At 72.5% G+C, this 25,791-nt stretch carries 20 protein-coding genes; 13 read left to right on the forward strand and 7 right to left on the reverse strand.

The features are described from left to right. Positions 1-31 precede the first annotated feature (31 nt). Positions 32-307 (reverse strand): hypothetical protein, encoded by a 276-nt coding sequence (locus tag ACQRUO_RS05715; RefSeq protein WP_428314661.1) that lies wholly within the window; start codon positions 305-307, stop codon positions 32-34. Positions 308-419: 112 nt separating this feature from the next. On the opposite strand from ACQRUO_RS05715, the gene holA reads away from it, so the two are divergent. Beyond that, positions 420-1,415 (forward strand): DNA polymerase III subunit delta, encoded by a 996-nt coding sequence (holA, locus tag ACQRUO_RS05720; protein ID WP_428314615.1) that lies wholly within the window; start codon positions 420-422, stop codon positions 1,413-1,415. A 359-nt stretch (positions 1,416-1,774) separates the two neighbouring features. Here holA and rpsT read toward each other — a convergent pair whose 3' ends face one another. After that, positions 1,775-2,041 (reverse strand): 30S ribosomal protein S20, encoded by a 267-nt coding sequence (gene rpsT, locus ACQRUO_RS05725; RefSeq protein WP_428314616.1) that lies wholly within the window; start codon positions 2,039-2,041, stop codon positions 1,775-1,777. Between the two features lie 295 nt (positions 2,042-2,336). Here rpsT and lepA point away from each other — a divergent pair, with 295 nt between their 5' ends. Beyond that, positions 2,337-4,205 (forward strand): translation elongation factor 4, encoded by a 1,869-nt coding sequence (gene lepA, locus ACQRUO_RS05730; RefSeq protein ID WP_428314617.1) that lies wholly within the window; start codon positions 2,337-2,339, stop codon positions 4,203-4,205. 88 nt (positions 4,206-4,293) lie between these two features. Here lepA and ACQRUO_RS05735 read toward each other — a convergent pair whose 3' ends face one another. Then, positions 4,294-6,177, reverse strand: a complete 1,884-nt coding sequence (locus ACQRUO_RS05735; RefSeq protein ID WP_428314662.1) for an ABC transporter ATP-binding protein — start codon at positions 6,175-6,177, stop codon at positions 4,294-4,296. Positions 6,178-6,335: 158 nt separating this feature from the next. Further along, on the reverse strand, positions 6,336-8,069 hold the full coding sequence (locus tag ACQRUO_RS05740) for an ABC transporter ATP-binding protein (protein WP_428314618.1): 1,734 nt from the start codon (positions 8,067-8,069) through the stop codon (positions 6,336-6,338). Positions 8,070-8,370: 301 nt separating this feature from the next. Here ACQRUO_RS05740 and ACQRUO_RS05745 point away from each other — a divergent pair, with 301 nt between their 5' ends. Both ACQRUO_RS05745 and hemW read left to right on the forward strand, forming a co-directional pair. After that, entirely contained in the window at positions 8,371-10,281 is a 1,911-nt protein-coding gene (locus ACQRUO_RS05745; RefSeq protein WP_428314619.1) for an AMP-dependent synthetase/ligase, read from the forward strand. Positions 10,282-10,362: 81 nt separating this feature from the next. Beyond that, positions 10,363-11,592, forward strand: coding sequence for a radical SAM family heme chaperone HemW (hemW, locus tag ACQRUO_RS05750; protein ID WP_428314620.1), 1,230 nt, complete (start codon positions 10,363-10,365; stop codon positions 11,590-11,592). Between the two features lie 13 nt (positions 11,593-11,605). Here the strand turns inward: hemW and ACQRUO_RS05755 are convergent, their stop codons facing one another. The 3 genes from ACQRUO_RS05755 to htpX form a co-directional block, all read right to left on the reverse strand. Beyond that, positions 11,606-12,436, reverse strand: coding sequence for a DUF3097 domain-containing protein (locus tag ACQRUO_RS05755; protein WP_428314621.1), 831 nt, complete (start codon positions 12,434-12,436; stop codon positions 11,606-11,608). Between the two features lie 131 nt (positions 12,437-12,567). Next, positions 12,568-13,152: a PspA-associated protein PspAB gene (gene pspAB / locus ACQRUO_RS05760; protein WP_428314622.1), complete on the reverse strand. Its 585-nt coding sequence runs from the start codon at positions 13,150-13,152 to the stop codon at positions 12,568-12,570. A gap of 40 nt (positions 13,153-13,192) precedes the next feature. Beyond that, the gene (gene htpX / locus ACQRUO_RS05765; RefSeq protein WP_428314623.1) at positions 13,193-14,116 is read right to left on the reverse strand and encodes a zinc metalloprotease HtpX; all 924 of its coding nucleotides are present in this window, start codon (positions 14,114-14,116) and stop codon (positions 13,193-13,195) included. Positions 14,117-14,478: 362 nt separating this feature from the next. On the opposite strand from htpX, the gene hrcA reads away from it, so the two are divergent. The 9 genes from hrcA (at position 14,479) to ACQRUO_RS05810 (ending at position 25,764) form a co-directional block, all read left to right on the forward strand. Beyond that, positions 14,479-15,657: a heat-inducible transcriptional repressor HrcA gene (gene hrcA, locus ACQRUO_RS05770; protein WP_428314624.1), complete on the forward strand. Its 1,179-nt coding sequence runs from the start codon at positions 14,479-14,481 to the stop codon at positions 15,655-15,657. 90 nt (positions 15,658-15,747) lie between these two features. After that, entirely contained in the window at positions 15,748-16,887 is a 1,140-nt protein-coding gene (gene dnaJ, locus ACQRUO_RS05775; RefSeq protein ID WP_428314625.1) for a molecular chaperone DnaJ, read from the forward strand. 106 nt (positions 16,888-16,993) lie between these two features. Continuing rightward, positions 16,994-17,743, forward strand: coding sequence for a 16S rRNA (uracil(1498)-N(3))-methyltransferase (locus ACQRUO_RS05780; RefSeq protein ID WP_428314626.1), 750 nt, complete (start codon positions 16,994-16,996; stop codon positions 17,741-17,743). A 94-nt stretch (positions 17,744-17,837) separates the two neighbouring features. Beyond that, a complete protein-coding gene (locus tag ACQRUO_RS05785; protein WP_428314627.1) occupies positions 17,838-21,122 on the forward strand; it encodes a S41 family peptidase in 3,285 nt (1,094 codons plus the stop codon). Positions 21,123-21,238: 116 nt separating this feature from the next. Further along, the gene (locus ACQRUO_RS05790; protein ID WP_428314628.1) at positions 21,239-21,592 is read left to right on the forward strand and encodes an HIT domain-containing protein; all 354 of its coding nucleotides are present in this window, start codon (positions 21,239-21,241) and stop codon (positions 21,590-21,592) included. A 4-nt stretch (positions 21,593-21,596) separates the two neighbouring features. Then, positions 21,597-22,514, forward strand: coding sequence for a ribonuclease Z (locus ACQRUO_RS05795; protein WP_428314629.1), 918 nt, complete (start codon positions 21,597-21,599; stop codon positions 22,512-22,514). A 288-nt stretch (positions 22,515-22,802) separates the two neighbouring features. Then, complete coding sequence (locus ACQRUO_RS05800; RefSeq protein ID WP_428314630.1) at positions 22,803-23,921, forward strand: PhoH family protein; 1,119 nt, start codon at positions 22,803-22,805, stop codon at positions 23,919-23,921. A gap of 14 nt (positions 23,922-23,935) precedes the next feature. After that, positions 23,936-24,430, forward strand: coding sequence for an rRNA maturation RNase YbeY (gene ybeY / locus ACQRUO_RS05805; protein WP_428314631.1), 495 nt, complete (start codon positions 23,936-23,938; stop codon positions 24,428-24,430). Next, positions 24,430-25,764, forward strand: a complete 1,335-nt coding sequence (locus ACQRUO_RS05810) for a hemolysin family protein (protein WP_428314632.1) — start codon at positions 24,430-24,432, stop codon at positions 25,762-25,764. The genes ybeY and ACQRUO_RS05810 overlap by 1 nt, the downstream gene beginning before the upstream one ends. The last annotated feature ends 27 nt before the right edge of the window (positions 25,765-25,791 follow it).

The raw sequence follows: 25,791 nt of genomic DNA on the forward strand, positions 1-25,791 counted from the left end.
CGCCCCGCACCCGGCCGCCGCCCCGCACCGGTCAGCCGTCCTCGCGCCAGCCCTCGTAGTCCGCCACCACCGCGTCCACCGCCGCCAGCAACTCCTCGTCCCAGCCGGCCGCCGGCTCCTCGACGACCACCAGCCACTGGGCGTCCTCGGCGTCGTCCTCACCGGCCAGCGCGTCCCGGACCAGCTCGAACGGGCCCAGCCCGGGCCATCGCTCGAGGAGTTCGGTGGCCAGCTCGTCGGCGGCGTCGCGGTCGGCGAGCACCAGCAGCTGCCGGCCGCTGGCGAGGGGGGATCCTGCAGTACTCATGGGCCACATTCTCCCAAGCCGCCCGGGCCGGGCCGGACGCCGCCCATGCCCGACGCCGCCCGGGCCCGACGCCGCCCGGGCCTGTCCGAGCGTCATGGGATGCTGGTACGCGATGGCCAGGAAGAGTGCACCCGACGACCTGCTCGCCCCGCTGACCCTCGCGGTCGGCCAGGAGGAGCTGCTGCTCGACCGCGCGGTGGCCCAGGTGGTGGCCGCGGCGAAGGCGGCCGACCCGGACACCGACGTCAGGGACCTGGCGCCCGGTGGCCTGCAGCCCGGCAACCTCGCCGAGCTGACCACCCCCTCGCTCTTCGCCGAGCGGAAGGTGATCGTGGTCCGCGCGGCCCAGGACCTGGCGGCCGAGTCGGTCAAGGAGGTCAAGGCCTACCTGGACGCACCGGCCGAAGAAGTGATCATGGTGCTGGTGCACGCCGGCGGCGCCAAGGGCAAGGGGCTGCTGGACGCGGCACGCAAGGCCGGTGCCCGCGAGGTGGCCTGCGCCAAGATGACCAAGGCGAGCGAGCGGACCGCCTTCGTCCGCGGCGAGTTCCGTGCGCTGGGCCGTTCGGCCAGTCCGGAGGCCTGCCAGGCGCTGCTGGACGCGCTCGGCAGCGACCTGCGCGAGCTGGCCGCCGCCTGCAGCCAGCTCACCGCTGACGTCGAGGGCACCATCGACGAGCGCGTGGTGGCCCGCTACTACAGCGGCCGGGCCGAGGCCACCGGCTTCGAGGTCGCCGACCTCGCGGTCACCGGCCGGGCCGCGGACGCGCTGGAGCGGCTGCGCTGGGCGCTGGCCGTCGGCCAGCCGCCCACCGGCATCACCTACGCCCTGGCCGCCGGGGTGCGCAGCATCGGCCGGCTGGCCACCGCCGACCGCGCGATGCGGCCGGCCGACCTGGCCCGCGAGCTGGGCATGCCGCCGTGGAAGGTGGACCGGGTCCGCCAGCAGATGCGCGGCTGGACCGGCGACGGCGTCGCCGTCGCACTGACCGCGATCGCCCAGGCCGACGCCGCGGTCAAGGGCGGTGCGGACGACGCGGCCTACGCCCTGGAGCGCGCCGTCGTCACGGTCGCCCGCGCCGCCCGCTCGGGCAGCCGCCCGTACTGAGTGCGGACGCGGGCCCTCGGCGTGTCCTGAACACGGAGGGGAGTGCGGACGCGGGGCCCTCGGCGTGTCCTGAGTACGTACACGTGCGTGGCGCACGAGCAGCATGGAGCGCAGGCGGCCCTTCCGGGTGCTCGCCGTGCTCGCCACCACCTGCCCCCCAACGCCGACAGGCGCCGCGGCCGGTCCCGCGAAGGGGACCGCCACGGCGCCTGCCGTTCAAGCTGTGTACCGCACCCGCGTGGCGAACGCAGGCCGCGTGCGGTACGGATCTTTCACCCTCGGGGCTCTCGGTAGAGGGCCAGAGCCTCCCGAAGGGGTGGAGCGGGGTACTGCCGGATGAAGCCGAGAGCTCAGGAAGCTCAGGCGGCCGGGGTCGCGGCCAGCTTGGTGACCGCGGACTTCTTGTTGGCGGCCTGGTTCTTGTGGATGACGCCCTTGCTCACGGCCTTGTCGAGCTTCTTGGAGGCGACGCGAGCGAGCTCCACGGCCTTCTCGGTCTCGCCGGCGGCAGCGGCCTCACGAGCCTTGCGGAGCGCGGTCTTCAGCTCCGACTTGACGGCCTTGTTGCGCAGGCGCGCCTTCTCGTTGGTCTTGTTGCGCTTGATCTGGGACTTGATGTTCGCCACGAAAGTGCCTCAGTGTCTGTCAGGTGAATGTCTGCTTGCGATCCTCGCCCCGGACCAGCTGAGAGGGCATGCCGAAGTGAGGTGCAGCGGCCAACCCTACCAGGGGGCCGCCCCGCCCCCCAAACCGGCAGCGCGGCGCCCCAAACCGGCGGGCCGCGCCGGGCTCGTGGGAAGATGGACGGAACCCTGGTATTTGCGATCCTGCCCAGGGCTCCTGGAGCGGACCACAGTGTCCGGCCCTCCGGACCAACCCCGGACCCATACCACCCCCGGACCAACGGAGAATCGGACCAAGGTGCCCGCGACCCCTACCCACGTGCCAGAGCCCAGCCGTACCGACCCGGCGCTGATCCGCAACTTCTGCATCATCGCCCACATCGACCACGGCAAGTCGACCCTCGCCGACCGGATGCTGCAGATCACCGGCGTCGTCGACCCGCGGCAGATGCGTGCCCAGTACCTCGACCGGATGGACATCGAGCGCGAGCGCGGCATCACCATCAAGTCGCAGGCGGTCCGCCTTCCCTGGGCCCCCAGGACCGGTGAGCACGCGGGCACCACGCACATCCTGAACATGATCGACACCCCGGGCCACGTCGACTTCACCTACGAGGTCTCCCGCTCGCTGGCGGCCTGCGAGGGCACCATCCTCGTGGTGGACGCGGCCCAGGGCATCGAGGCGCAGACCCTGGCCAACCTCTACCTGGCCCTGGAGAACGACCTCACGATCATCCCGGTCCTCAACAAGATCGACCTGCCCGCCGCCCAGCCGGAGAAGTACGCGGCCGAGATCGCGCACATCATCGGCTGCGACCCGGGGGACGTCCTCAAGGTCAGCGCGAAGACCGGTCTGGGCGTCGAGGAGCTGCTGGACCACATCGTCCACAACATCCCGGCCCCGGTCGGCGTCGCCGACGCCCCGGCCCGCGCGATGATCTTCGACTCGGTCTACGACTCCTACCGCGGCGTGGTCACCTACGTCCGTGTGGTCGACGGTCAGCTGACCAAGCGCGAGCGGATCGCGATGATGTCCACCGGCGCCACCCACGAGCTGCTGGAGATCGGCGTCATCTCGCCCGAGCCCAAGGTGGCCGAGGGCCTGGGCGTCGGTGAGGTGGGCTACCTCATCACCGGTGTGAAGGACGTCCGGCAGTCCAAGGTCGGTGACACCATCACCTCGATGCACAAGGGCGCCACCGAGGCGCTGGGCGGCTACAAGGACCCGCGCCCGATGGTGTTCTCCGGCCTCTACCCGCTGGACGGCTCGGACTACCCGCTGCTCCGCGACGCGCTGGACAAGCTGCGGCTGAACGACGCCGCGCTGGTCTACGAGCCGGAGACCTCGGTGGCGCTCGGCTTCGGCTACCGCTGCGGCTTCCTCGGCCTGCTCCACCTGGAGATCATCCGGGAGCGCCTGGAGCGCGAGTTCAACCTGGACCTGATCTCCACCGCGCCGAACGTGATCTACCGGGTGGTGATGGAGGACGGCGTCGAGCACACCGTCACCAACCCGAGCGAGTTCCCGACCGGCAAGATCGCCGAGGTCTTCGAGCCGGTCGTGCGCGGCACCATCCTGGCGCCCAACGAGTTCGTCGGCGCGATCATGGAGCTCTGCCAGTCCCGCCGCGGCAACCTGCAGGGCATGGACTACCTCTCCGAGGACCGGGTCGAGCTGCGCTACACGCTGCCGCTGGCCGAGATCGTCTTCGACTTCTTCGACCAGCTGAAGTCCAAGACCCGCGGCTACGCCTCGCTGGACTACGAGCCCATCGGCGAGCAGTCCGCCAGCCTGGTCAAGGTCGACATCCTGCTGCACGGCGACGCGGTGGACGCCTTCTCCGCCATCGTGCACAAGGACAAGGCCTACAACTACGGCGTCATGATGGCCGGCAAGCTGCAGAAGCTGATCCCGCGCCAGCAGTTCGAGGTGCCGATCCAGGCCGCGATCGGCTCCCGGGTGATCGCCCGCGAGACGGTCCGGGCGATCCGCAAGGACGTGCTCGCCAAGTGCTACGGCGGTGACATCTCCCGGAAGCGGAAGCTGCTGGAGAAGCAGAAGGAAGGCAAGAAGCGGATGAAGATGGTCGGCCGGGTGGAGGTCCCGCAGGAGGCCTTCATCGCCGCCCTCTCCACCGACGCCGAGCCCCCGAAGGAGAAGAAGTAACCTCGGGCGCACGCAACGAGGGGCTGTCATCCACCGGATGACAGCCCCTCGCCGTTTCCCGCGCCGGGTCGGTGTTCCCGGCGTCGGGTCAGTCCTGCTCGGCCAGCGCCTGGGCGAACTGGGCCTGGTACAGGCGGGCGTACGCGCCCTCCGCCTCGATCAGCTGGTCGTGGGTGCCCTGCTCCACGATGGCGCCGTTCTCCATCACCAGGATCACGTCGGCGTCGCGGATGGTGGACAGCCGGTGCGCGATGACGAAGCTGGTGCGGCCGGTCCGCAGCCGCGCCATGGCCCGCTGGATCAGCACCTCGGTGCGGGTGTCGACCGAGCTGGTGGCCTCGTCCAGGACCAGGATGCTGGGCTGGGCGAGGAAGGCCCGGGCGATGGTGATCAGCTGCTTCTCGCCGGCGCTGACCCCGGTGCCCTCGTCGTCGATGACCGTGTCGTAGCCCTCCGGCAGGGTGCGCACGAAGCGGTCGACGTGCGCGGCCCTGGCGGCCTCGACGACCGCTTCGCGGGTGGCCCCGGTGGCGCCGTAGGCGATGTTGTCGGCGATGGTGCCGCCGAACAGCCAGGTGTCCTGGAGGACCATGCCGATGCCGGCGCGCAGCTCCTCGCGGGACATGGCGCCGATGTCGACGCCGTCCAGCGTGATCCGCCCGCCGGTGACCTCGTAGAACCGCATCAGCAGGTTGACCAGGGTGGTCTTGCCGGCCCCGGTGGGCCCGACGATGGCCACCGTGTGACCCGGTTCGACCTTGAGCGAGAGGTCCTCGATCAGCGGCTTGGCCGGGTCGTAGCGGAACGAGACGTCCTCGAAGGAGACCAGGCCGCGCAGCTCGGCGGGCCGCTCCGGCTGCGCGGGCTCGGCGGACATCTCCTCGGCGTCCAGCAGCTCGAAGACCCGCTCCGCCGAGGCGACGCCGGACTGCACCAGGTTGGCCATGCTGGCCACCTGGGTGAGCGGCTGGCTGAACTGCCGCGAGTACTGGATGAAGGCCTGCACGTCACCGATGGAGAGCGCGCCGCTGGCCACCCGCAGCCCGCCGACCACCGCGACCGCCACGTAGTTCAGGTTGCCGATGAACATCATCGCGGGCTGGATGATCCCGGAGATGAACTGCGCCCGGAAGCTGGAGGCGAACAGCGCCTCGTTCTCCCGCGCGAAGGTCTGCGCGGCCTCCTTCTGCCGCCCGAAGACCTTCACCAGCGAGTGGCCGGTGTACATCTCCTCGATGTGCGCGTTCAGCTGCCCGGTGGTCTTCCACTGCGCGACGAACTGCGGCTGGGCCCGCTTGCCGACCCGGGCGGCGACCACCACCGAGAGCGGCACCGAGACCAGCGCGATCAGCGCCAGGATCCAGGAGATCCAGAACATCATCGCCAGCACGCCGACGATGGTGAGCAGCGAGTTCACCACCTGGCCCATGGTCTGCTGCATGGACTGGCCGATGTTGTCGATGTCGTTGGTGACCCGGCTGAGCACCTCGCCGCGCGGCTGCTTGTCGAAGTAGCTCAGCGGCAGTCGGCTCAGCTTGGTCTCCACGTCGCCGCGCAGCCGGTTGACCGTCCGGTTGATGGCGCGGGTCGCCAGTCGGCCCTGCACGATGCCGAAGACCGCGGAGGCGACGTAGATCAGCAGCACCCAGAGCAGCACGGTGCCGATCTTGTCGAAGTCGATCCCCTGGCCGGGCGTGAAGTGCAGCGAGCGGATCAGCCCGGACTGCTTGCCGTGGCTGTTCTCCGCCTGGGCCCGGATCTGCGGATTGGTGATCTGCTTGCCGATCCAGCCCTCGAAGATCAGGTCGGTGGCCTTGCCGAGCACCTTGGGCCCGGCCACCGCGCAGCCCACGCTGAGCGCGCCCAGCGTGAACATCCCGATCAGCGTGGTGCGCTCCGGGGCCAGCAGGCCGAGCATCCGGCGGCTGGAGCCCTTGAAGTCCATCGACTTCTCGGCGCCCTGGGCGCCCATGAACCGCCCGGGCCCGGGCCCGCCACGGCGGGCCGCGGCGTCCTGCGAGGTGGCCGGCGCACCGCCGCCGGGCTGGCCCGGACCGCCGGGCCGCTGCGGGCCACCGGGGTTCTCGGGGCCACCGGGGTCCTTGGGGCCACCGGGGTTCTTGGGGGTGGTCACGCCGCCTCCTGCTCGGTGAGCTGGGAGAGCACGATCTCCCGGTACGTCGGATTGTCGGCCATCAGCTCGTGGTGGGTTCCGCTGCCGACCACGCGGCCCTCGTCGAGGACCACGATCCGGTCGGCGTCGCGGATGGTGCTCACCCGCTGGGCCACGATCACCACGGTGGCCTCCGAGGTCTCGAGGGCCAGCGCGGCCCGCAGCCGGGCGTCGGTGGCGTAGTCGAGGGCCGAGAAGGAGTCGTCGAAGAGGTAGATCTCCGGCCGGCGGACCAGGGCCCGGGCGATCGCCAGCCGCTGGCGCTGGCCACCGGAGACGTTGCTGCCGCCCTGGGCGATCGGCGCCGCCAGCCCGCCCTCCAACCGCTCCACGAAGTCCTTGGCCTGCGCGGTCTCCAGCGCCTGCCAGAGCTCCTCGTCGGTGGCGTCCGGCTTGCCGTACCGCAGGTTGCTGGCCACCGTCCCGCTGAACAGGTAGGGCTTCTGCGGCACCAGGCCGACCGTCTCGGCCAGCTTCTCCGGGGCTATCTCGCGCACGTCCACCCCGTTGACCAGCACCTGGCCCTCGGAGGTGTCGAAGAGCCGGGGGATCAGGCCGAGCAGGGTGCTCTTGCCGCTGCCGGTGCTGCCGATCACCGCCGTGGTCTCGCCCGGGCGGGCGGTGAGCCCGATCTCCCGCAGCACCGAGGCCTCGGCCCCGGGGTAGCGGAAGTCGACGTCGCGCAGCTCCAGGTGGCCGTGCGCGCGCAGCTCGCTGACCGGCGCGCTCGGCGGCACCACGCTGGAGTCGGTGTCCATGACCTCGACGATGCGCTCGGCGCAGACCTCGGCGCGCGGCACCATCATGAACATGAAGGTGGCCATCATGACGCTCATCAGGATCTGCATCAGGTAGGTCAGGAAGGCGGTCAGCGCGCCGATCTGCATTCCCCCGCTGTCGATCCGCTGGGCGCCGAACCAGAGCACCGCGACGCTGGAGAGGTTCACGATCAGCATCACGGCCGGGAACATGAAGGCCATCAGCCGGCCGGTGCGCAACGAGAACTCGGTCAGCTCGTCGTTGGCGACCGAGAACCGCTGCTGCTCGTGGCCGTCCTTGACGAAGGCGCGGATCACCCGGATGCCGGTGATCTGCTCGCGCAGCACCCGGTTGACGCTGTCGATCCGGGTCTGCATGCCGCGGAAGGCCGGGCGCAGCTTGCGGACCAGCAGGCTGACCACGATCCCGAGCAGCGGGACCACGATGATCAGCAGGCTGGAGAGCGGAACGTCCTGGTTGAGCGCCATGATGATGCCGCCGACGCACATGATCGGCGCGGCGACCATGAGGTTGAAGGACATCAGGACCAGCATCTGGACCTGCTGGACGTCGTTGGTGGTGCGGGTGATCAGCGAGGGCGCGCCGTACTGGCCCACCTCGCGGGCGGAGAACCGCTGGACCTGGTCGAAGACCGAGGCCCGGATGTCCCGGCCGACCGCCATCGCGGTGTGCGCGCCGTAGTAGGTGGCCCCGATCGAGCAGGCCATCTGGGCGAAGGTGATCGCCAGCATCACTCCGCCGGTCCGCATGATGTAGCCGGTGTCGCCCTTGATCACGCCCTGGTCGATGATGTCCGCGTTCATCGTGGGGAGGTACAGGGTGGCGATGGTGGAGAGCAGCTGGAGCAGCACCAGCAGGACGATCGGTTTGGTATAAGGCCGCAGGTGGGCCTTGAGAAGTCGGATCAGCACTCTGACACTCTCGATGTCGACGGGAGGATTCGCACCCTCATTTTCTGCCTTGCTGCGGTTGCCAACCGAGTTTCTCTCCTCATCGGACCAAAGGATTGGCCATCTCATCATTCAATGCACTGCGGGTTTGCCGAGGTGTCAGACGTCCGTTCCCTCTTAACAGGGGTGCCCTGTTGGGCCTAGGCTGTCGACAGCCTTGTTACCGGCGAGTTAATTAGCCCGTCGGACGCAAGCCCGGCGGCGGTCCACCCCCACCCCCGCACGGATCCACCCTCGGCCACCTGGTCCCCCGGAGGTCTCGTTGAGTTCAGCGCAGTCCGTCATCGGCTCCGACAAGATCGCCGGGCGTCCGGCTTCAGTGGCCCATCTCTTCCTCAGCAGGGTAGAGGCCACACCCGACGCCGAGGCCTACCGGTTCCCGGTTCCGGTCGACGAGCACGCCGCCGACGGCGCGCCCGGCGCCGAGCAGTGGCGTTCGCTCACCTGGGCGCAGACCTCGGTGCGGGTCCAGCAGGTGGCCGCGGGCCTGATGTCGCTCGGCATCCGGGCCGAGGACCGGGTGGCGATCGCCGCCTCGACCCGGATCGAGTGGATCATCGCCGACCTCGGCAACATGTGCGCCGGCGCCGCCACCACCACCGTCTACCCGAGCACCAACGCGGACGAGACCGCCTTCATCCTCGCCAACTCCGGCAGCAAGGCGCTGTTCGCCGAGAACGCCGCCCAGCTCGCCAAGGCGGTCGAGCAGCGCGACCAGCTGCCCGAGCTGGCCACCGTGATCCTCTTCGACCTGCCGGCCGAGCGCCCCGAGCCCGCGGGCCTCACCGTGCTCACCCTGGCCGAGCTGGAGGAGCGCGGCGCCGCCCACCTCAAGGAGCACCCCGACGCGGTGCGCCGCGCGGTCGACGCGCTCGACCCCGAGCAGCTGGCCACCCTGATCTACACCTCCGGCACCACCGGCCGCCCCAAGGGCGTGCGCCTGGTGCACGACTGCTGGGCCTACGAGGGCATCGCCCAGCAGGAGAGCGGGCTGCTGCGCGCCGACGACGTGCAGTTCATGTGGCTGCCGCTGTCCCACGTCTTCGGCAAGACGCTGATCTCCGGCCAGATCGCCACCGGCCACGTGATGGCCGTGGACGGCCGGGTGGACCGGATCATCCACAACCTGCCGGTGATCAAGCCCACCCTGATGGCCTCCGCGCCGCGGATCTTCGAGAAGGTCTACAACGGCATCGCCGGGCGGGCCAGAGCGGAGGGCGGCGCCAAGTACAAGATCTTCCGCTGGGCGGCGGGCGTGGCCCGGCAGTACGCCCAGGTGACCCAGGCCAACCGGATCGCCACCGGCCACGACACCGCCCCGCTCGGCCTGCGGCTGCAGCACGCCGTCGCCGACAAGCTGGTGTACGCCAAGATCCGGGCGGCCTTCGGCGGCCGGCTGCGCGGCTCGGTCTCCGGCAGCGCCGCGCTGGCCCCCGAGATCGGCTACTTCTTCATGGGCGCCGGGGTGCCGATCCTGGAGGGCTACGGGCTGAGCGAGACCAGCGCCGGCTCCTGCGTCAACCCGGCCGAGGACGTCCGGATCGGCACCGTCGGCGTGGCGCTGCCCGGCACCGAGGTGCGGATCGCCGAGGACGGCGAGATCCTGCTGCGCGGCCCCGGCGTGATGCGCGGCTACCACGACAACCCGGAGCAGACCGCCGAGGTGCTGGAGCCGGACGGCTGGTTCCACACCGGCGACATCGGCGAGCTGACCGACGGCTACCTGCGGATCACCGACCGCAAGAAGGACATGTTCAAGACCTCGGGCGGCAAGTACGTCGCGCCCAGCGAGGTCGAGGGCAAGTTCAAGGCGATCTGCCCGTACGTGAGCAACATCCTGGTGATCGGCAACGGCCGCAACTTCTGCACCGCGCTGATCTCGCTGGACGAGCCGGTGATCATGCAGTGGGCCACCGAGCAGGGCCTGAGCGGCAGGAGCTACGCCGAGGTGGTCTCCTCGCCGCAGGCCCAGGCCCTGGTCGAGGGCTTCGTGAAGAAGCTCAACGGGCAGCTGCAGCGCTGGCAGACGGTCAAGAAGTTCTACGTCCTGCCGCGCGACCTGGACGTCGAGCACGGCGAGCTGACCCCGAGCCTGAAGATCAAGCGGCCGGTGGTCGAGAAGACCTACGCGGCCGAGGTCCAGGAGATGTACGCGGGCGCCAACGAGGCCTGAGCCACCCCCGTCCGGTCCGGCCGGCGCAGCCCCCTCGGCACACCCGTCGGGGCAACGCCGGCCGTACCGGACAATGGACGCATGCCCTCCGCACTCCCCGACGGCGAACCCGTGCCGTCCGACGGTTCGCTGCCCGACCACGCCCTGACGGGCCTCGGCGACCGGCCGTTCGGTTTCTACCTGCACGTGCCGTACTGCGCCACCCGCTGCGGCTACTGCGACTTCAACACCTACACCGCCACCGAGCTGCACAGCGCCGGTGCGGTGGCCTCGCAGGAGACCTACGCGGCCAACCTGATCGCCGAGGTCCGGCTGGCCCGCCGGGTGCTCGGCGCGGCCGAGCTGCCGGTGCGGACCGTCTTCCTGGGCGGTGGCACCCCCACCCTGCTGCCGGCCCGCGACCTGGTGGCGATGCTGGCCGCGATCCGCGAGGAGTTCGGCCTGGCCCCCGACGCCGAGGTGACCACCGAGGCCAACCCCGAGTCGGTGGACCCGGCCTACCTGGCCGAGCTGCGCGAGGGCGGCTTCAACCGGATCTCCTTCGGGATGCAGAGCGCCCGCCCGCACGTGCTGAAGGTGCTGGACCGCCACCACACCCCCGGCCGCCCCGAGGCCTGCGTCGCCGAGGCCCGCGCGGCCGGCTTCGAGCACGTCAACCTGGACCTGATCTACGGCACCCCCGGCGAGTCCGACGAGGACTGGCGCGCCTCGCTGGCCGCCGCGATCGGCGCCGGCCCCGACCACGTCTCGGCGTACTCGCTGATCGTCGAGGAGGGCACCCGGCTGGCCGGCCGGATCAAGCGCGGCGAGCTGCCGATGGTGGACGACGACGTGCACGCCGACCGCTACCTGATCGCCGAGGAGGCGCTCGCCGCGGCCGGCTACTCCTGGTACGAGGTCTCCAACTGGGCCACCGACGAGGCCGGGCGCTGCCGGCACAACGAGCTGTACTGGACGGGCGCCGACTGGTGGGGCGCCGGCCCCGGCGCGCACAGCCACGTCGGGGGCGTGCGCTGGTGGAATGCCAAGCACCCCGCGGCCTACGCGCGGGCACTCGCCGAGGGCCGCACGCCCGCCCAGGGGCGTGAGGTGCTGCCGGCCGAGGACCGCCGGGTGGAGCGGATCCTGCTGGAGCTGCGGCTGGTCGACGGCTGCCCGCTGGAGCTGCTCACCGCGGCCGGCCGGCGGGCCGCCGAACGGGCGCTGGCCGACGGCCTGCTGGCCGCCGAGCCGTTCGCGGCCGGCCGGGCCGCGCTGACCCTGCGCGGCCGACTGCTGGCCGACGCGGTGGTGCGGGACCTGGTGGACTGAGAACGCCGGGGCTCTAGTCGCCGGGCTGGCTGACGAAATCGATCAGTTCCTCCACCTTCCCCAGCAGGGCCGGCTCCAGGTCCCGGTAGGAGCTCACCGAGGCGAGGATCCGCTGCCAGGCGGCCGGGGTGTCCACCGGCCAGCCCAGGCGGCGGCAGATGCCCTCCTTCCAGGACTCCTCGTAGGGCACGTCCGGCCAGCCGGCGATGCCCACGCTGGCCGGCTTGACGGCCTGCCAGACGTCGATGAACGGGTGCCCCACCACCAGCACCCCCTCCCCGGTGACCCGGGCGGCGATCCGGTGCTCCTTGGTGCCGGGCAGCAGGTGGTCGACCAGGACCCCCAGCCGGCGCCCGCTACCCGGGGCGAAGTCGGCCACGATCGCCGGCAGGTCGTCGATGCCCGCCAGGTACTCCACCACCACGCCCTCGATCCGCAGGTCCTCGCCCCAGACCCGTTCGACCAGCTCGGCGTCGTGCCGCCCCTCGACATAGATCCGCGACTCCCGGGCCACCCGGGCCCGCACGCCGGGCACCGCGATCGAGCCGGAGGCCGTCCTGGCCGGGCCGCTGCGCGCGGCGGGTGCCACCGGGCGGACCAGGGTGACCACCTTGCCGTCCACCAGGAAGCCGCGCGGCACCAGCGGGAAGACCCGGTGCTTGCCGAACCGGTCCTCCAGGGTCACGGTCGGCCCCTCGGCGGTCTTCTCGCAGCGCACCACCGCACCGCAGAAGCCGGTGGTCACCTCCTCCACCACCAGGTCCCGCTCGGCGGGCACCTCGGGGGCGGGCGTCTGCCGCTTCCACGGCGGGGTCAGGTCGGGGCCGTACTGAGTGCTGCGCATGCGAGGAACTATAGGAAAAGCCGACGGCCCGTCAGGATCGACGGGCCGCCGGCCCACGCGCACCGCATCGCGCACTACACCGCACCGCAGCGCACCGCGGCCGCCGCACAGGGCGGCCTACCGGCGGCCGCCTACAGGCCCGGCGCGCCCCAGACCGGGAACCAGCGGCTCAGGTCGTTCTCCAGCCGCAGGTCGTTGCCCAGCATCGCCTTCACCTGCAGCTCCAGCGGGCTGTTGCGCCGCTCGCCGCCGCCCGGCATCGGGGCGAACGGGTAGAAGGAGCCGCGCTTGTAGAGGTAGACCAGCGCCAGCGACTGCCCGGACTCGTTGCGGAAGCCGACGAGTGAGCAGAGCAGCTGCGGGCCGAACCCGTTGGCCTCCAGCTCGCTGTTGACCGCGTGCAGGTCGTTGACCAGCTCGGGCAGCTCCTCGGGGGCGTGCCGGGCGAGCAGCCAGGAGTAGCCGTACTCGTCCCGGCTGGCCTCGACCGGGGTGCCGCCACCGGCGGTGTCGGCGTCCAGCAGGGCCCGGACCTGGCGCTCGACCTCGCCGAACGCGCCGCCCTCGACCGCGGCGAAGCAGACCGAGCCGAGCCCGGTCGGGGTGAAGCCGGCGGCGGCTTCCAGGGTGAGGGCGGCCGAGGGCAGGCCGAAGAGCTGGTCGAGGTCGGGCTTGACCGGCTTGCTGCGGCCCAGCAGCGAGTCCAGGAATCCCACGGGTCGGTCCTCTCGGGGTGGGTCGGCGGGTGGTGCGGGCTCAGCGGCCCAGTTCGGCGGAGATCTTGCCGAGCTGCTCCAGGCGCTGCTCCAGCGAGGGGTGGGTGGACATCAGCTGGCTCGCCGCCTCGCGCGCGCTCAGCGCGGGGGCGAAGAAGAAGGCGTTGTACGGCTGCGCCTGGCGCAGGTCCTTGGTCGGGATCGCGCCGATCTGCCCGGTCACCTTGGTCAGTGCCGAGGCCAGCGCGCTGGGCCGGCCGGTGAGCTGGGCGGCGGCGCGGTCGGCGGCCAGCTCGCGGTAGCGGGAGAGCAGCCGGGTGAGCAGGAAGCTGATCGCGTAGACCACCACGCTGACCAGCGAGACGACGATCATCGCGATCGCGGCGTTGTCGTTGTTGTTGTTCCGGTTGTTGCCGCCCATCATGCCGCTGTACAGCGCGATCCGGGTGATCGCGCCGGCCAGCACGCCGAGGAAGCCGGCGATCGTCATCACCGCGACGTCCCGGTGCGCGACGTGCGACAGCTCGTGCGCCAGCACGCCCTCCAGCTCCTCCGGCTCCAGCCGGCGCAGCAGGCCGGTGGTCACGCAGACCACCGCGTTCTCCGGGTTGCGGCCGGTGGCGAAGGCGTTGGGCATGTCGTTGTCGGCGACCGCGACCCGCGGCTTGGGCATGTCGGCCAACGCGCAGAGCCGGTCAATGGTGCCGTGCAGCTGCGGGTACTGCTCGGGGGTGACCTGGTGGGCGCCCATCGCGCGCTCGGTGATCTTGTCGCTGAACCAGAACTGCGCGACGAAGAGCCCGCCCGACAGCAGCACGATCAGCGGCCAGGCGCCCCGCAGCAGGACGATCAGGACACCCGTGAAACCGACGTACAGCAGCCCGATCAGAAACATCGTGGTGACCATCCGTGCGGACAGTCCACGGTCGGGAGCGAAGCGGGTGTGGTGGCCGGACGCCGACATGGCTGCTCCTCTGTCCTTCAACGTCTGTTCAAGGTCTTCATACCGCAGCGGCTTCTACCCGCCCCGGCTCGGTTGATATCGATGCTGCCACTTCGTCCGGCGGCGGGCACCACCCCGGTCGGCCCCGCCGCGTCGCGCGTCGGGGCCGGTCGGACCGGGACGCCGGGCGGAGTGATCCGCGCGGCATCCACGGCCAGGGCGTTCCTGCCGTCGGACCCGGGCCTTACACTGGCAGGTACGGTTTTGGCACTCGTCTGTGCAGAGTGCCAAGCCGATCCGGCGGGGATCGGAAGATCGCACCGCCGGAGCCCCGCAGAGCAGGCCCGGTACCAGCACAACGCGCGACGAGGGAGGTGCGTGCCATGTTCGACGAACCCGATTCAACGTCGCCTTCGAGCGGCCGCGACCCGGCCGGCCAACCGGCCGCCAGATCCCAGGCGGGCTCGCGCCCGACTCGCGCGACGGCCGCGTCCGTCCGGTCCGCGCACGGCTCCCGGGCCGCGCGGGCCGAGCTGGAGCCCCGGCAGCTCGACGAGCGCAAGCTGGCGGTGCTGCGCGCCATCGTGCAGGACTACGTCGGCACCGAGGAGCCGGTCGGCTCCAAGGCGCTGGTCGAGCGGCACAACCTCGGCGTCTCGCCGGCCACCGTGCGCAACGACATGGCCACGCTGGAGGAGGACGGCTACATCCAGCAGCCGCACACCAGCGCCGGCCGGATCCCGACCGACAAGGGCTACCGGCTCTTCGTCGACCGGCTGGCCGAGGTCAAGCCGATGAGTGCCCCGGAGCGCCGCGCAATCCGGCACTTCCTGGACGGCGCGGTCGACCTGGACGACGTGGTCGCCCGCACCGTGCGGCTGCTGGCCCAGCTGACCCGCCAGGTCGCCGTGGTCCAGTACCCCTCGCTCTCCCGCTCGACGGTGCGCCACGTCGAGCTGGTCGCGCTCGCCCCGGCCAAGGTGATGCTGGTGCTGATCACCGACACCGGCCGGGTCGAGCAGCGGATCGTCGACTGCCCGGTCGCGGTCCGCGAGTCCACCCTGGCCGACCTGCGGGCCCGGCTGAACGCCCGGGCCGGCGGCCAGCGCTTCCCCGACGTGCCGGCCCTGGTCGACGACCTGCCGGCGGCTTTCGAGCCGGAGGAGCGGCCGCTGGTCTCCACCGTGCTCTCCACCCTGTTCGAGTCGCTGGTGGAGCAGAACGAGGAGCGGATCATGCTGGCCGGCCAGGCCAACCTGACCCGGTTCGGCCACGACTTCCCGCTCACCATCCAGCCGGTGCTCGAGGCGCTGGAGGAGCAGGTGGTGCTGCTCCGGCTGCTCGGCGAGACCGGGGACAGCGGGATGACCGTGCGGATCGGCCGGGAGAACGAGTACGAGGGGCTGAGCTCCACGTCGGTGGTCTCGGTCGGCTACGGTTCGGGTGAGGAGAGCGTGGCCAAGCTCGCGGTGATCGGGCCGACCCGGATGGACTACCCGGGCACCATGGGGGCGGTCCGCGCAGTCGCCCGGTACGTGGGGCAGATCCTGGCCGAGTCATAGGGCGACGCCTACTAGATTTGGTGGGCGGACCGATCGCAGCACGCAGCGCACAGGACTTTTCTCTCAGAGGCAGAACAAGCGGAGCATTTGGTGGCCACGGACTACTACGCGGTACTCGGCGTCCGACGGGACGCGGGGCAGGACGAGATCAAGAAGGCGTTCCGGCGCCTCGCCCGTGAACTGCACCCGGACGTCAACCCGGACCCGAAGACGCAGGAGCGGTTCAAGGAGATCAACGCCGCTTACGAGGTGCTCTCCGACCCGCAGAAGCGGCAGGTCTACGACCTGGGCGGGGACCCGCTGTCGCCGAACGGCGGCGGCGCGGGCGGCTTCGGCGCCGGGGCGGCGGGCTTCGGCTTCTCCGACATCATGGACGCCTTCTTCGGCGCGGCCTCCGGCCAGCGCGGCCCGCGCTCGCGCACCCGGCGCGGCCAGGACGCGATGATCCGGCTGGAGATCACCCTGGAGGAGGCCACCTTCGGCACCACCAAGGAACTCCAGGTCGACACCGCCGTCACCTGCACCACCTGCAGCGGCGAGGGCGCGGCCCCCGGCACCACCGCGCAGACCTGTGACATGTGCCGCGGCAAGGGCGAGGTCTCCCAGGTGACCCGCTCCTTCCTGGGCCAGGTCATGACCTCGCGCCCGTGCCCGCAGTGCCAGGGCTTCGGTACCGTGGTCCCCACCCCGTGCCCCGAGTGCGCAGGCGACGGCCGGGTCCGGGCCCGCCGCACGCTGACCGTGAAGATCCCGGCCGGCGTCGACAACGGCACCCGGATCCAGCTGGCCGGCGAGGGCGAGGTCGGCCCCGGTGGCGGCCCGGCCGGCGACCTCTACGTGGAGATCGCCGAGACCAGCCACCCGGTCTTCCAGCGCCGCGGCGACGACCTGCACTGCACGGTGACCATCCCGATGACCGCGGCCTCGCTCGGCACCCAGGTGCCGCTGCAGACCCTGGACGGTCTGGAGGAGGTGGACATCCGCCCCGGCACCCAGTCCGGCCAGTCGATCCCGCTGCACGGGCGGGGCGTCACCCACCTGCGCGGGGGCGGCCGCGGTGACCTGATAGTGCATGTCGAGGTGCAGACGCCCACCAAGCTCGACCCCGAGCAGGAGGAGCTGCTGCGCCGGCTGGCGGTGCTGCGCGGCGAGGAGCGGCCCTCGGGCCAGTTCGCGCCGGGCCAGCAGGGGCTGTTCTCCCGGCTGAAGGACGCCTTCAACGGCCGCTGAGCCACACCGGCTCCATCGGGGCGGGCCCGCCGGGCCCGCCCCGTCTCTCCGGCCGACCGGCCCCGCCGGCCCCGGCCGGTCCACCCCTGCCCCAGGAAGCCCCGCCATGACCGCACCCGTCTTCGTCGTCAGCACCGCCGAGCTGGCCGGCCGCGCGCCCGGCGCCCTGGTCCGGCTGGACGGGCCGGAGGGCCGGCACGCGGCCGCGGTCAAGCGGCTGACGGTCGGCGAGCCGGTCACCCTGACCGACGGCCTGGGCCTGGGCGGTCACGGCACGGTCAGCGCCGTGCACGGCAAGGACGCGCTCGACGTCACGCTGGACCGGCTGGCCGCCGAGCCCGCGCCGAGCCCGCGGCTCACCGTGGTCCAGGCGCTGCCCAAGGGCGACCGCGGCGAGCTCGCGGTGGAGACCATGACCGAGGTCGGCGTCGACGCGGTGATCCCCTGGGCGGCGGCGCGCTGCATCACCCAGTGGAAGGGCGACCGCGGCGCCAAGGCGCTGGCCAAGTGGCGGGCCACCGCCCGGGAGGCCGGCAAGCAGTCGCGCCGGCTGCGCTTCCCCGAGGTGCACGAGCCGATGACGACCCGTCAGCTGCTGCCGCTGCTGGGCGCGGCGGCCTTCGCCGCGGTGCTGCACGAGGAGGGCGCCGAGCCGCTGGCCACGGCCGAGCTGCCGGCGACCGGCGAGCTGGTGCTGGTGGTCGGTCCGGAGGGCGGGGTGAGCCCCGAGGAGCTGGCCGCCTTCGCCGAGGCGGGCGCCCGGCCCCACCGGCTGGGCAGCTCGGTGCTGCGCACCTCGACCGCGGGGGTGGCGGCTGGGGCCCTGCTGCTCGGGCGCACCGGCCGCTGGTCCTGACACCCGGCGCGCGGTCCCCACGGTCCCACCCCGGCCGGGCTGTTCTCCGGTGAATCGCTGGTCCCGGTCGCGGCGGGCTGCATAACCTGACGCCGTGACGGATACCGAGAGCACCCCCGTGGGCGCCTACCTGCGCCACCCGCACCTGCACGGCGACCTGGTCACCTTCGTCGCCGAGGACGACATCTGGCTCGCCCCGGTGGACGGCGGCCGGGCCTGGCGGCTGACCGCGGACCGGTGCCCGGTCTCCCATCCGCGGTTCTCCCCGGACGGCCGGCTGATCGCCTGGACCGCCACCCGGGACGGCTCGGCCGAGGTCCACCTGGCCCCGGTGGACGGCGGCGAGGCTCGCCGGCTCACCTACTGGGGGCAGGGCCGCACGGTGCTGCGCGGCTGGACCCCGCAGGGCGAGCCGGTGGCGACCAGCAACGCGGGCCGCCCGACCGCCCGGCAGACCTGGGCCTTCGCGCTGCCGGTGGACGGCGGCGAGCCGCGCCGGCTGCCGTACGGGCCGATCGGCTCGCTGGCCTTCGAGGGCCCGCAGCCCGCCGACCGGGTGCTGCTGGTCTCCGGTCCCACGCTGGAGCCGGCCCGCTGGAAGCGCTACCGGGGCGGCACCGCCGGGCGGCTCTGGATCGGCCGGACCGGCGCGGACTTCGCCCGGCTGCACCAGGACCTGGACGGCAACCTGGACTCGCCGCTCTGGGTGGGGGAGCGGATCGCCTTCCTGAGCGACCACGAGGGCAGCGGGCAGCTCTACTCCAGCCGCCCCGACGGCACCGACCTGCGCCGGCACACCGACCTCGGCACCCCGTTCTACGCCCGCAACGCCAGCACCGACGGCACCCGGGTGGTCTGGCACGCCGGCGGCGACCTCTGGCTGCTCGACGCGCTGGACGGCACCGCCCGCCCGCGCCGCCTCGAGGTTCGCCCGGCCGGCCCGCGCAGCGGCCGCCGCAGCTACCCGCTGCCCGCGGCCGGCTGGCTCGGCTCGGCCGCCCCGGACGCCACCGGGCGGGCGGCCGCGGTGGTGGTGCGCGGCACCGTGCACTGGCTGACCCACCGGGAGGGCCCGGCCCGGGTGCTGGACGAGACCCCCGCGGTGCGCGGGCGGCTGGCCCGGGTGGTGCCGGCGACCGCCGACGGCGGGGCGCAGGGCGCGCTCTGGGTGACCGACGCCGAGGGCGAGGACGCCCTGGAGTACGCCCCCGACGTGCTCGGCGGCGAGCGGCACCGGCTCGCGGCCGGCGACCTGGGCCGGGTGCTCGCGCTGGTGGTCGCCCCCGACGGGCGGCAGGCGGCGGCGGCCGCGGCCGACGGCCGGGTGCTGCTGGTCACGCTGGCCGACGGCGCGGTGCGCGAGCTGGCCCGCAGCGTCGACGGCGACGCCTCCGGCCTGGCCTTCAGCCCCGACTCGGCCTGGCTGGCCTGGTCGCAGCCAGCCCTGGGCCCCTGGTCGCTGCGCCAGATCATGCTCGCCGAACTCGCCAACGGCACCGTCACCGAGGCCACCCCGCAGCGCTTCGTCGACACCTCGCCCGCCTTCACCGCGGACGGCCGGCACCTGGCGTTCCTCTCGATGCGCAACTTCGACCCGGTCTACGACGCGCACAGCTTCGACCTCGGCTTCCCGACCGGCGGCCGCCCCTACCTGCTCACGCTGGCCGCCGAGACGCCCTCGCCGTTCGGCCCGCGGCGCGGCGGGCGGCCCACCGACGGGACCGAGGAGAGCGCGCGGCCCGAGGAGGAGAAGCCGGAGGAGAAGAAGCCCGCGGGGGAGGACGGCGCAGCGGAGCCGGCCGCCGAGGAGACCCCGGCGGTGCCGGCCACCGTGGTGGACCTGGTGGGGCTGGCGGACCGGATCGTGCCGTTCCCGGTCGAGGGCGGCCGGTTCGGCGAGCTGCGGACCGCCAAGGACGCGGTGCTCTGGACCCGGTACCCGGTGGTCGGCGAACTCGGCGACGACGCGGCCGCCCCCGGCGACGAGCGGCCCGGCCCGGTGCTGGAGCGCTTCGACCTGGGCAAGCTGCGGGTCGAGCAGCTGGTGGACGGGCTGGACGCGTTCCAGGTCAGCGGGGACGGCAGCCGGCTGGCCGTGCTGGACGGCGGCGAGCTGCGGATCGTGCCGGCCGACCGGAAGGCCGGCGAGGACGACGAGAGCCGGGTGGACCTCGCCCGGCTGCGGGTCACCGTGGACCCGGCGGCCGAGTGGCGGCAGATGTTCGAGGAGAACGGCCGCCTGATGCGGGACAACTTCTGGCGGGCCGACCTCGGCGGCGTCGACTGGGCCGGGGTGCTGGACCGCTACCGCCCGCTGGTGGAGCGGCTCGGCTCGCACGACGACCTGGTCGACCTGCTCTGGGAGGTGGTCGGCGAACTCGGCACCTCGCACGCCTACGTCATCCCGCACGCCCGCGGCGCCGCCGCCCGGCCGCAGGGGCTGCTCGGTGCGGACCTGGTGCGCGACGGCGAGCTCTGGCGGATCGGCCGGATCCTGCCCGGCGAGTCCTCCGACCCGCGGGCCCGCTCCCCGCTGATGGCGCCCGGCGTCGCGGTGCGGGCCGGCGACGCGCTGCTCGCGGTGGACGGCCGCCCGGTCGACCCGGTCACCGGACCGGCCCCGCTGCTGGCCGGCACCGCGGGCCAGCCGGTCGAGCTGACGGTGCGCCGGGCCGACGGCAGCGAGCGCCACCCGGTGGTGGTGCCGCTCGCCGACGAGGAGGCACTGCGCTACCACGACTGGGTGGCCGGGCGCCGGGCCGAGGTGCGCCGCCGCTCCGCGGACCGGCTCGGCTACCTGCACATCCCGGACATGCTGAGCGGCGGCTGGGCCCAGCTCCACCGCGACCTGCGGGTGGAGCTGGCCAAGGAGGGCCTGGTGGTGGACCTGCGGGAGAACCGCGGCGGCCACACCTCGCAGCTGATCATCGAGAAGCTGTCCCGCCGGATCATCGGCTGGAGCGTCGGGCGCGGCCTGGCCACCGCCGACCCCTACCCGGGCGAGGCACCGCGCGGCCCGGTGATCGCCCTGGCCGACGAGCACGCGGGCTCGGACGGCGACGTGGTCAACGCGGCGATCCAGGCGCTCGGCATCGGCCCGGTGGTCGGCGTGCGCACCTGGGGCGGGGTGATCGGGATCGACAGCCGGTACGGCCTGGTCGACGGCACCGGCGTGACCCAGCCCAAGTACGCGACCTGGCTGGAGAACTACGGCTGGGGCCTGGAGAACCGCGGGGTCACCCCGGACGTCGAGGTGCCGATCGCGCCGCACGACTGGGCGGCCGGCGAGGACCCGCAACTGGCCGAGGGCGTCCGGCTCGCGCTGGCCGCGCTGGCCGGGACGCCGGCCAGGACCGCGCCGTCGCTGCCCGAGCTGTGACCGCGCTTCCCGGCGGGCGCACCCGCGCCCGCCGGGCGCAGCGGCTCGGCTAGGCTGCGGTCCGTCAGCAGGCAGTACCCAGGACCAGGCAGTACCCAGGACGAGGAGACCCGAAGATGGCCGGCGAGCCGCAGGCGGACTGCGTGTTCTGCAAGATCGTGGCGGGCGGGATCCCGGCCACGGTGCTCCGCAAGACCGACCACACCATCGCCTTCCGGGACATCAACCCGCAGGCCCCGACCCACATCCTGGTCATCCCGCACGCGCACTACGCCAACGCCGCCGAGCTGGCCGCCGCCGAGCCGCTGATCGCCGCCGAGCTGCTCGCCGAGGCCGGCGAGGCGGCCCGCGAGGACGGCCTGGACGCCTACCGGCTGATCTTCAACACCGGGGCGGGCGCCGGCCAGACCGTCTTCCACGCCCACGTCCACGTCCTGGGCGGCAAGCCGCTGCGCGAGGGCATGGTCTGATCCGGTGTCGCAGCGCGAACTCGTCGTCCTCGGCACGGCCAGCCAGGTGCCGACCCGGCACCGCAACCACAACGGCTACCTGCTGCGCTGGGACGGCGAGGGACTGCTCTTCGACCCGGGGGAGGGCACCCAGCGGCAGATGCAGTACGCCGGCGTCTCGGCCACCGACCTGACCCGGATCTGCATCACCCACTTCCACGGCGACCACAGCCTGGGCCTGGCCGGCGTGATCCAGCGGATCAACCTGGACCGGGTGCCGCACCCGGTGCACGCCTACTACCCCGCCAGCGGCCAGGTCTTCTTCGACCGGCTGCGGCGGGCCACCGCCTTCCACGAGACCGCCGAACTGGTCGAGCACCCGGTGGCCGCGGCGGGGCCGCTGCCCGCCGCCGGGGCGTCCTTCACCCTGGAGGCGGTCCGGCTCTCCCACCCGGTGGACTCCTTCGGCTACCGGCTGACCGAGCCGGACGGCCTGCGGCTGCTGCCCGAGAAGCTGGCCGCCTTCGGGCTGCGCGGCCCGGCGGTCGGGCGGCTGCAGCGCGAGGGCGGCGTCGAGGTCGCCGGGCGCCGGGTCACCCTGGCCGAGGTGAGCGAGGTGCGGCGCGGGCAGCGGTTCGCCTTCGTGATGGACACCCGGCTCTGCCCGGGGGCCGAGCAACTGGCCGAGGGCGCGGACCTGCTGGTCGCCGAGGCCACCTTCCTGGCCGCCGACGAGCACCTGGCCGAGGAGCACGGCCACCTCACCGCGGGCCAGGCCGCCCGGCTGGCCGCGGCCGCCGGGGTGCGCACCCTGGTGCTGACCCACTTCTCGCAGCGCTACCCGGACCTGGCCGGGCACCTGGCCGAGGCCCGCGAGCACTTCGACGGCGAGCTGGTGGTGGCCGAGGACCTGGCCCGGATCCCGCTGCCGCCGCGCCGGTGAGGGCGGCGGCGGGCTGCCCGGCGGTCGGGGCCAGGGCCTCTCTTACGGATCTTGTCGGATCAGCGCGCGGCGTTGGGCGCCCGGCGTCGCGCGCCCGGCAAGATCCGTAAGAGAGGCCCTAGGGCCGAAAAGGGGTGGCACCGGCCCCGGAACTGGCCCACCATCGATCGGGCCGCGTCACAGCGAACACCTGCGCGGCGTACCCTGGTGACCCCGGAACCGACCGAGTGGCACCCCGAGACACGGATGGGATGAGGCAGGCCTCAGCGCCGACCCATGAGCGAACCGATGAGTGACACCGCACAGACCAGCGCCCCGACCGGCGCACGCGGCGGCGACGGGTCGACCGCCCGGATCGTGATCCCCGAGAAGCACCCGATGGTCACCCTGCTCGGTGCCACCGACTCCCTCCTGAGGGTGATCGAGCGCTCCTTCCCGGACACCGACATCCACGTCCGGGGCAACGAGGTGACCGCCACCGGCGACCGCGCGGACATCGCCCTGGTGAAGGAGCTCTTCAGCGAGATGATGCTGGTGCTGCGCACCGGCCAGCCGCTGACCGAGGACTCGGTGGAGCGTTCGATCGCGATGCTGAAGAGCGCCGCGGCCGACCCGGACGGCCGGGGCGAGAGCCCCTCGGCCGTCTTCACCGCGAGCATCCTCTCCAACCGGGGCCGCACCATCCGCCCCAAGACGGTCAACCAGAAGACCTACGTCGACGCGATCGACCGGCACACCATCACCTTCGGGATCGGCCCGGCCGGCACCGGCAAGACCTACCTGGCGATGGCCAAGGCGGTCCAGGCGCTGCAGGCCAAGGAGGTCAACCGGATCATCCTGACCCGCCCGGCGGTGGAGGCCGGCGAGCGGCTCGGGTTCCTGCCCGGCACCCTCTACGAGAAGATCGACCCGTACCTGCGCCCGCTGTACGACGCGCTGCACGACATGATGGACCCGGACTCGATCCCCCGGCTGATGGCGGCCGGCACCATCGAGGTCGCCCCGCTCGCGTACATGCGCGGCCGCACCCTGAACGACGCCTTCATCATCCTGGACGAGGCGCAGAACACCTCGCCCGAGCAGATGAAGATGTTCCTGACCCGCCTCGGCTTCAACTCCAAGGTCGTGGTCACCGGCGACACCAGCCAGATCGACCTGCCCGGCGGCACCCGCAGCGGCCTGAAGGTGGTCCAGGAGATCCTGGCCGAGGTCCCCGACATCCACTTCTCGATCCTGACCAGCACCGACGTGGTCCGCCACAAGCTGGTCGGCCGGATCGTCGACGCCTACGAGCGCTGGGACGCCGAGAACACCGAGGACGGCGACCGTTCGGCCGCCCGCAAGCCCACCGCACCGCGCGGCCCGCGCGGTCGCGCACCCCGACAGCCCCATCGCACCGAAAGCTGAGCTGACACCGCTCCATGTCCATCGACATCGCCAACGAGTCCGGTTGGGAGGCCGACGAAGAGGCCATCCTCGACGTCGCCCGCTTCGCCCTCGACAAGATGCGGATCCACCCGCTGTCCGAACTGTCCGTGATCCTCGTGGACGCCGAGGCGATGGAGCAGCTGCACATCCAGTGGATGGACCTGCCCGGGCCCACCGACGTGATGTCCTTCCCGATGGACGAGCTGCGCCCCGGCAAGGAGGGCGAGGAGCTGCCGCAGGGCCTGCTCGGTGACATCGTGCTCTGCCCGGAGGTGGCCAAGGCGCAGGGCCTGGCCGCCCCCTCCCAGCACTCGATGGACGAGGAGCTGCAGCTGCTCACCGTCCACGGGGTGCTGCACGTGCTCGGCTACGACCACGAGGAGCCGGAGGAGGAGCAGATCATGTTCGCCCTCCAGAAGCGGATCCTCGACGACTGGCGGGCCGGTCGCGGGCTGTCGGGGATCTCCCCGGCACCGACCACCCACTGATGAACGGCGACAGTGCCGGCTTCCTGGTCGGGGCCTGCCTGCTGATCGTGCTCGGCTGGCTGGCCGCCTGCGCCGAGGCCGGGATCTCCCGGGTCTCCCGGTTCCGGGCCGAGGAGGCGGTGCGCAACGGCCGCCGCGGCGCGAGCCGGCTGTTCACCCTGGCCAGCGACTCGATCCGCTACCTCAACCTGGCCACCCTGATCCGGGTGGCCAGCGAGATGGCCGCGGCGGTGCTGGTCACCGTGGTCTGCGTGCGCACCCTGCACCAGACCTGGCAGGCGATCCTGCTGGCCTTCGGCGTGATGGTGCTGGTCTCGTTCGTGGCGGTCGGCGTCTCGCCGCGCACCATCGGGCGCCAGCACCCGCTGACCACCGCCACCGCGGCCTCCTACGTGCTGCTGCCGCTGGCCCGGATCCTCGGCCCGATCCCGCGGCTGCTGATCCTGCTCGGCAACGCGCTCACCCCCGGCAAGGGGTACCGGGAGGGGCCGTTCGCCTCCGAGGCGGAGCTGCGCGCGCTGGTCGACCTCGCCGAGAAGGACGACCTGATCGAGGACGACGAGCGCCGGATGGTGCACTCGGTCTTCGAACTGGGCGACACCATCGTGCGCGAGGTGATGGTGCCGCGCACCGACCTGGTGATGATCGAGCGGCACAAGACGGTCCGGCAGGCGCTCACCCTGGCGCTGCGCTCCGGCTTCTCCCGGATCCCGGTGGTCGGGGACAACGAGGACGACGTGGTCGGCATCGTCTACCTCAAGGACCTGGTCCGGCGCACCCACGTCAACCCGGAGGCCGAGGTCGACCAGGTGGACAGCGTGATGCGCCCGGCGGTCTTCATCCCGGACAGCAAGCCGGTCGACGACCTGCTGCGCGAGATGCAGCAGATGCGCTCGCACGTGGCGATCGTGATCGACGAGTACGGCGGCACGGCCGGCCTGGTGACCATCGAGGACATCCTGGAGGAGATCGTCGGGGAGATCACCGACGAGTACGACCGGGAGATCGCGCCGATCGAGGACCTGGGCGACGGGTCGTTCCGGATCACCGCCCGGCTGCTGGTCGAGGACCTCGGCGAGCTGTTCGGGATCGTGCTGGAGGACGAGGACGTCGAGACGGTCGGCGGCCTGCTCGCCAAGCGCCTGGGCCGGGTGCCGATCCCCGGCTCGGCCTGCGAGATCCCGGTGCCGGAGGACGGGCCGCTCGGGCTGGTGGCGATCCGGCTGATCGCCGAGAGCTCGGCCGGGCGGCGCAACCGGATCGGCACCGTGGTGGCCGCCCCGGTCGGCCTGTCGCAGTCGGCGGACGACCCGGACGGCGCCGAGCGCCTCTGAGCGGCCCGGGCCACTGCGCCTCTGAGC

Origin of the sequence: Kitasatospora sp. LaBMicrA B282 (genome assembly GCF_050325825.1) — a bacterium.
In the GTDB taxonomy this organism is placed as follows: domain Bacteria; phylum Actinomycetota; class Actinomycetes; order Streptomycetales; family Streptomycetaceae; genus Kitasatospora.

Bases quoted from the DNA above. Each gene is read 5' to 3' on its own strand.
- ACQRUO_RS05715 (WP_428314661.1), bottom strand. From the start codon at position 307: ATGAGTACTGCAGGATCCCCCCTCGCCAGCGGCCGGCAGCTGCTGGTG.
- holA (WP_428314615.1), top strand. From the start codon at position 420: ATGGCCAGGAAGAGTGCACCCGACGACCTGCTCGCCCCGCTGACCCTC.
- ACQRUO_RS05735 (WP_428314662.1), bottom strand. From the start codon at position 6,177: ATGGGCGCCCAGGGCGCCGAGAAGTCGATGGACTTCAAGGGCTCCAGC.
- hemW (WP_428314620.1), top strand. From the start codon at position 10,363: ATGCCCTCCGCACTCCCCGACGGCGAACCCGTGCCGTCCGACGGTTCG.
- ACQRUO_RS05755 (WP_428314621.1), bottom strand. From the start codon at position 12,436: ATGCGCAGCACTCAGTACGGCCCCGACCTGACCCCGCCGTGGAAGCGG.
- htpX (WP_428314623.1), bottom strand. From the start codon at position 14,116: ATGTCGGCGTCCGGCCACCACACCCGCTTCGCTCCCGACCGTGGACTG.
- hrcA (WP_428314624.1), top strand. From the start codon at position 14,479: ATGTTCGACGAACCCGATTCAACGTCGCCTTCGAGCGGCCGCGACCCG.
- ACQRUO_RS05780 (WP_428314626.1), top strand. From the start codon at position 16,994: ATGACCGCACCCGTCTTCGTCGTCAGCACCGCCGAGCTGGCCGGCCGC.
- ACQRUO_RS05790 (WP_428314628.1), top strand. From the start codon at position 21,239: ATGGCCGGCGAGCCGCAGGCGGACTGCGTGTTCTGCAAGATCGTGGCG.
- ACQRUO_RS05800 (WP_428314630.1), top strand. From the start codon at position 22,803: ATGAGTGACACCGCACAGACCAGCGCCCCGACCGGCGCACGCGGCGGC.
- ybeY (WP_428314631.1), top strand. From the start codon at position 23,936: ATGTCCATCGACATCGCCAACGAGTCCGGTTGGGAGGCCGACGAAGAG.
- ACQRUO_RS05810 (WP_428314632.1), top strand. From the start codon at position 24,430: ATGAACGGCGACAGTGCCGGCTTCCTGGTCGGGGCCTGCCTGCTGATC.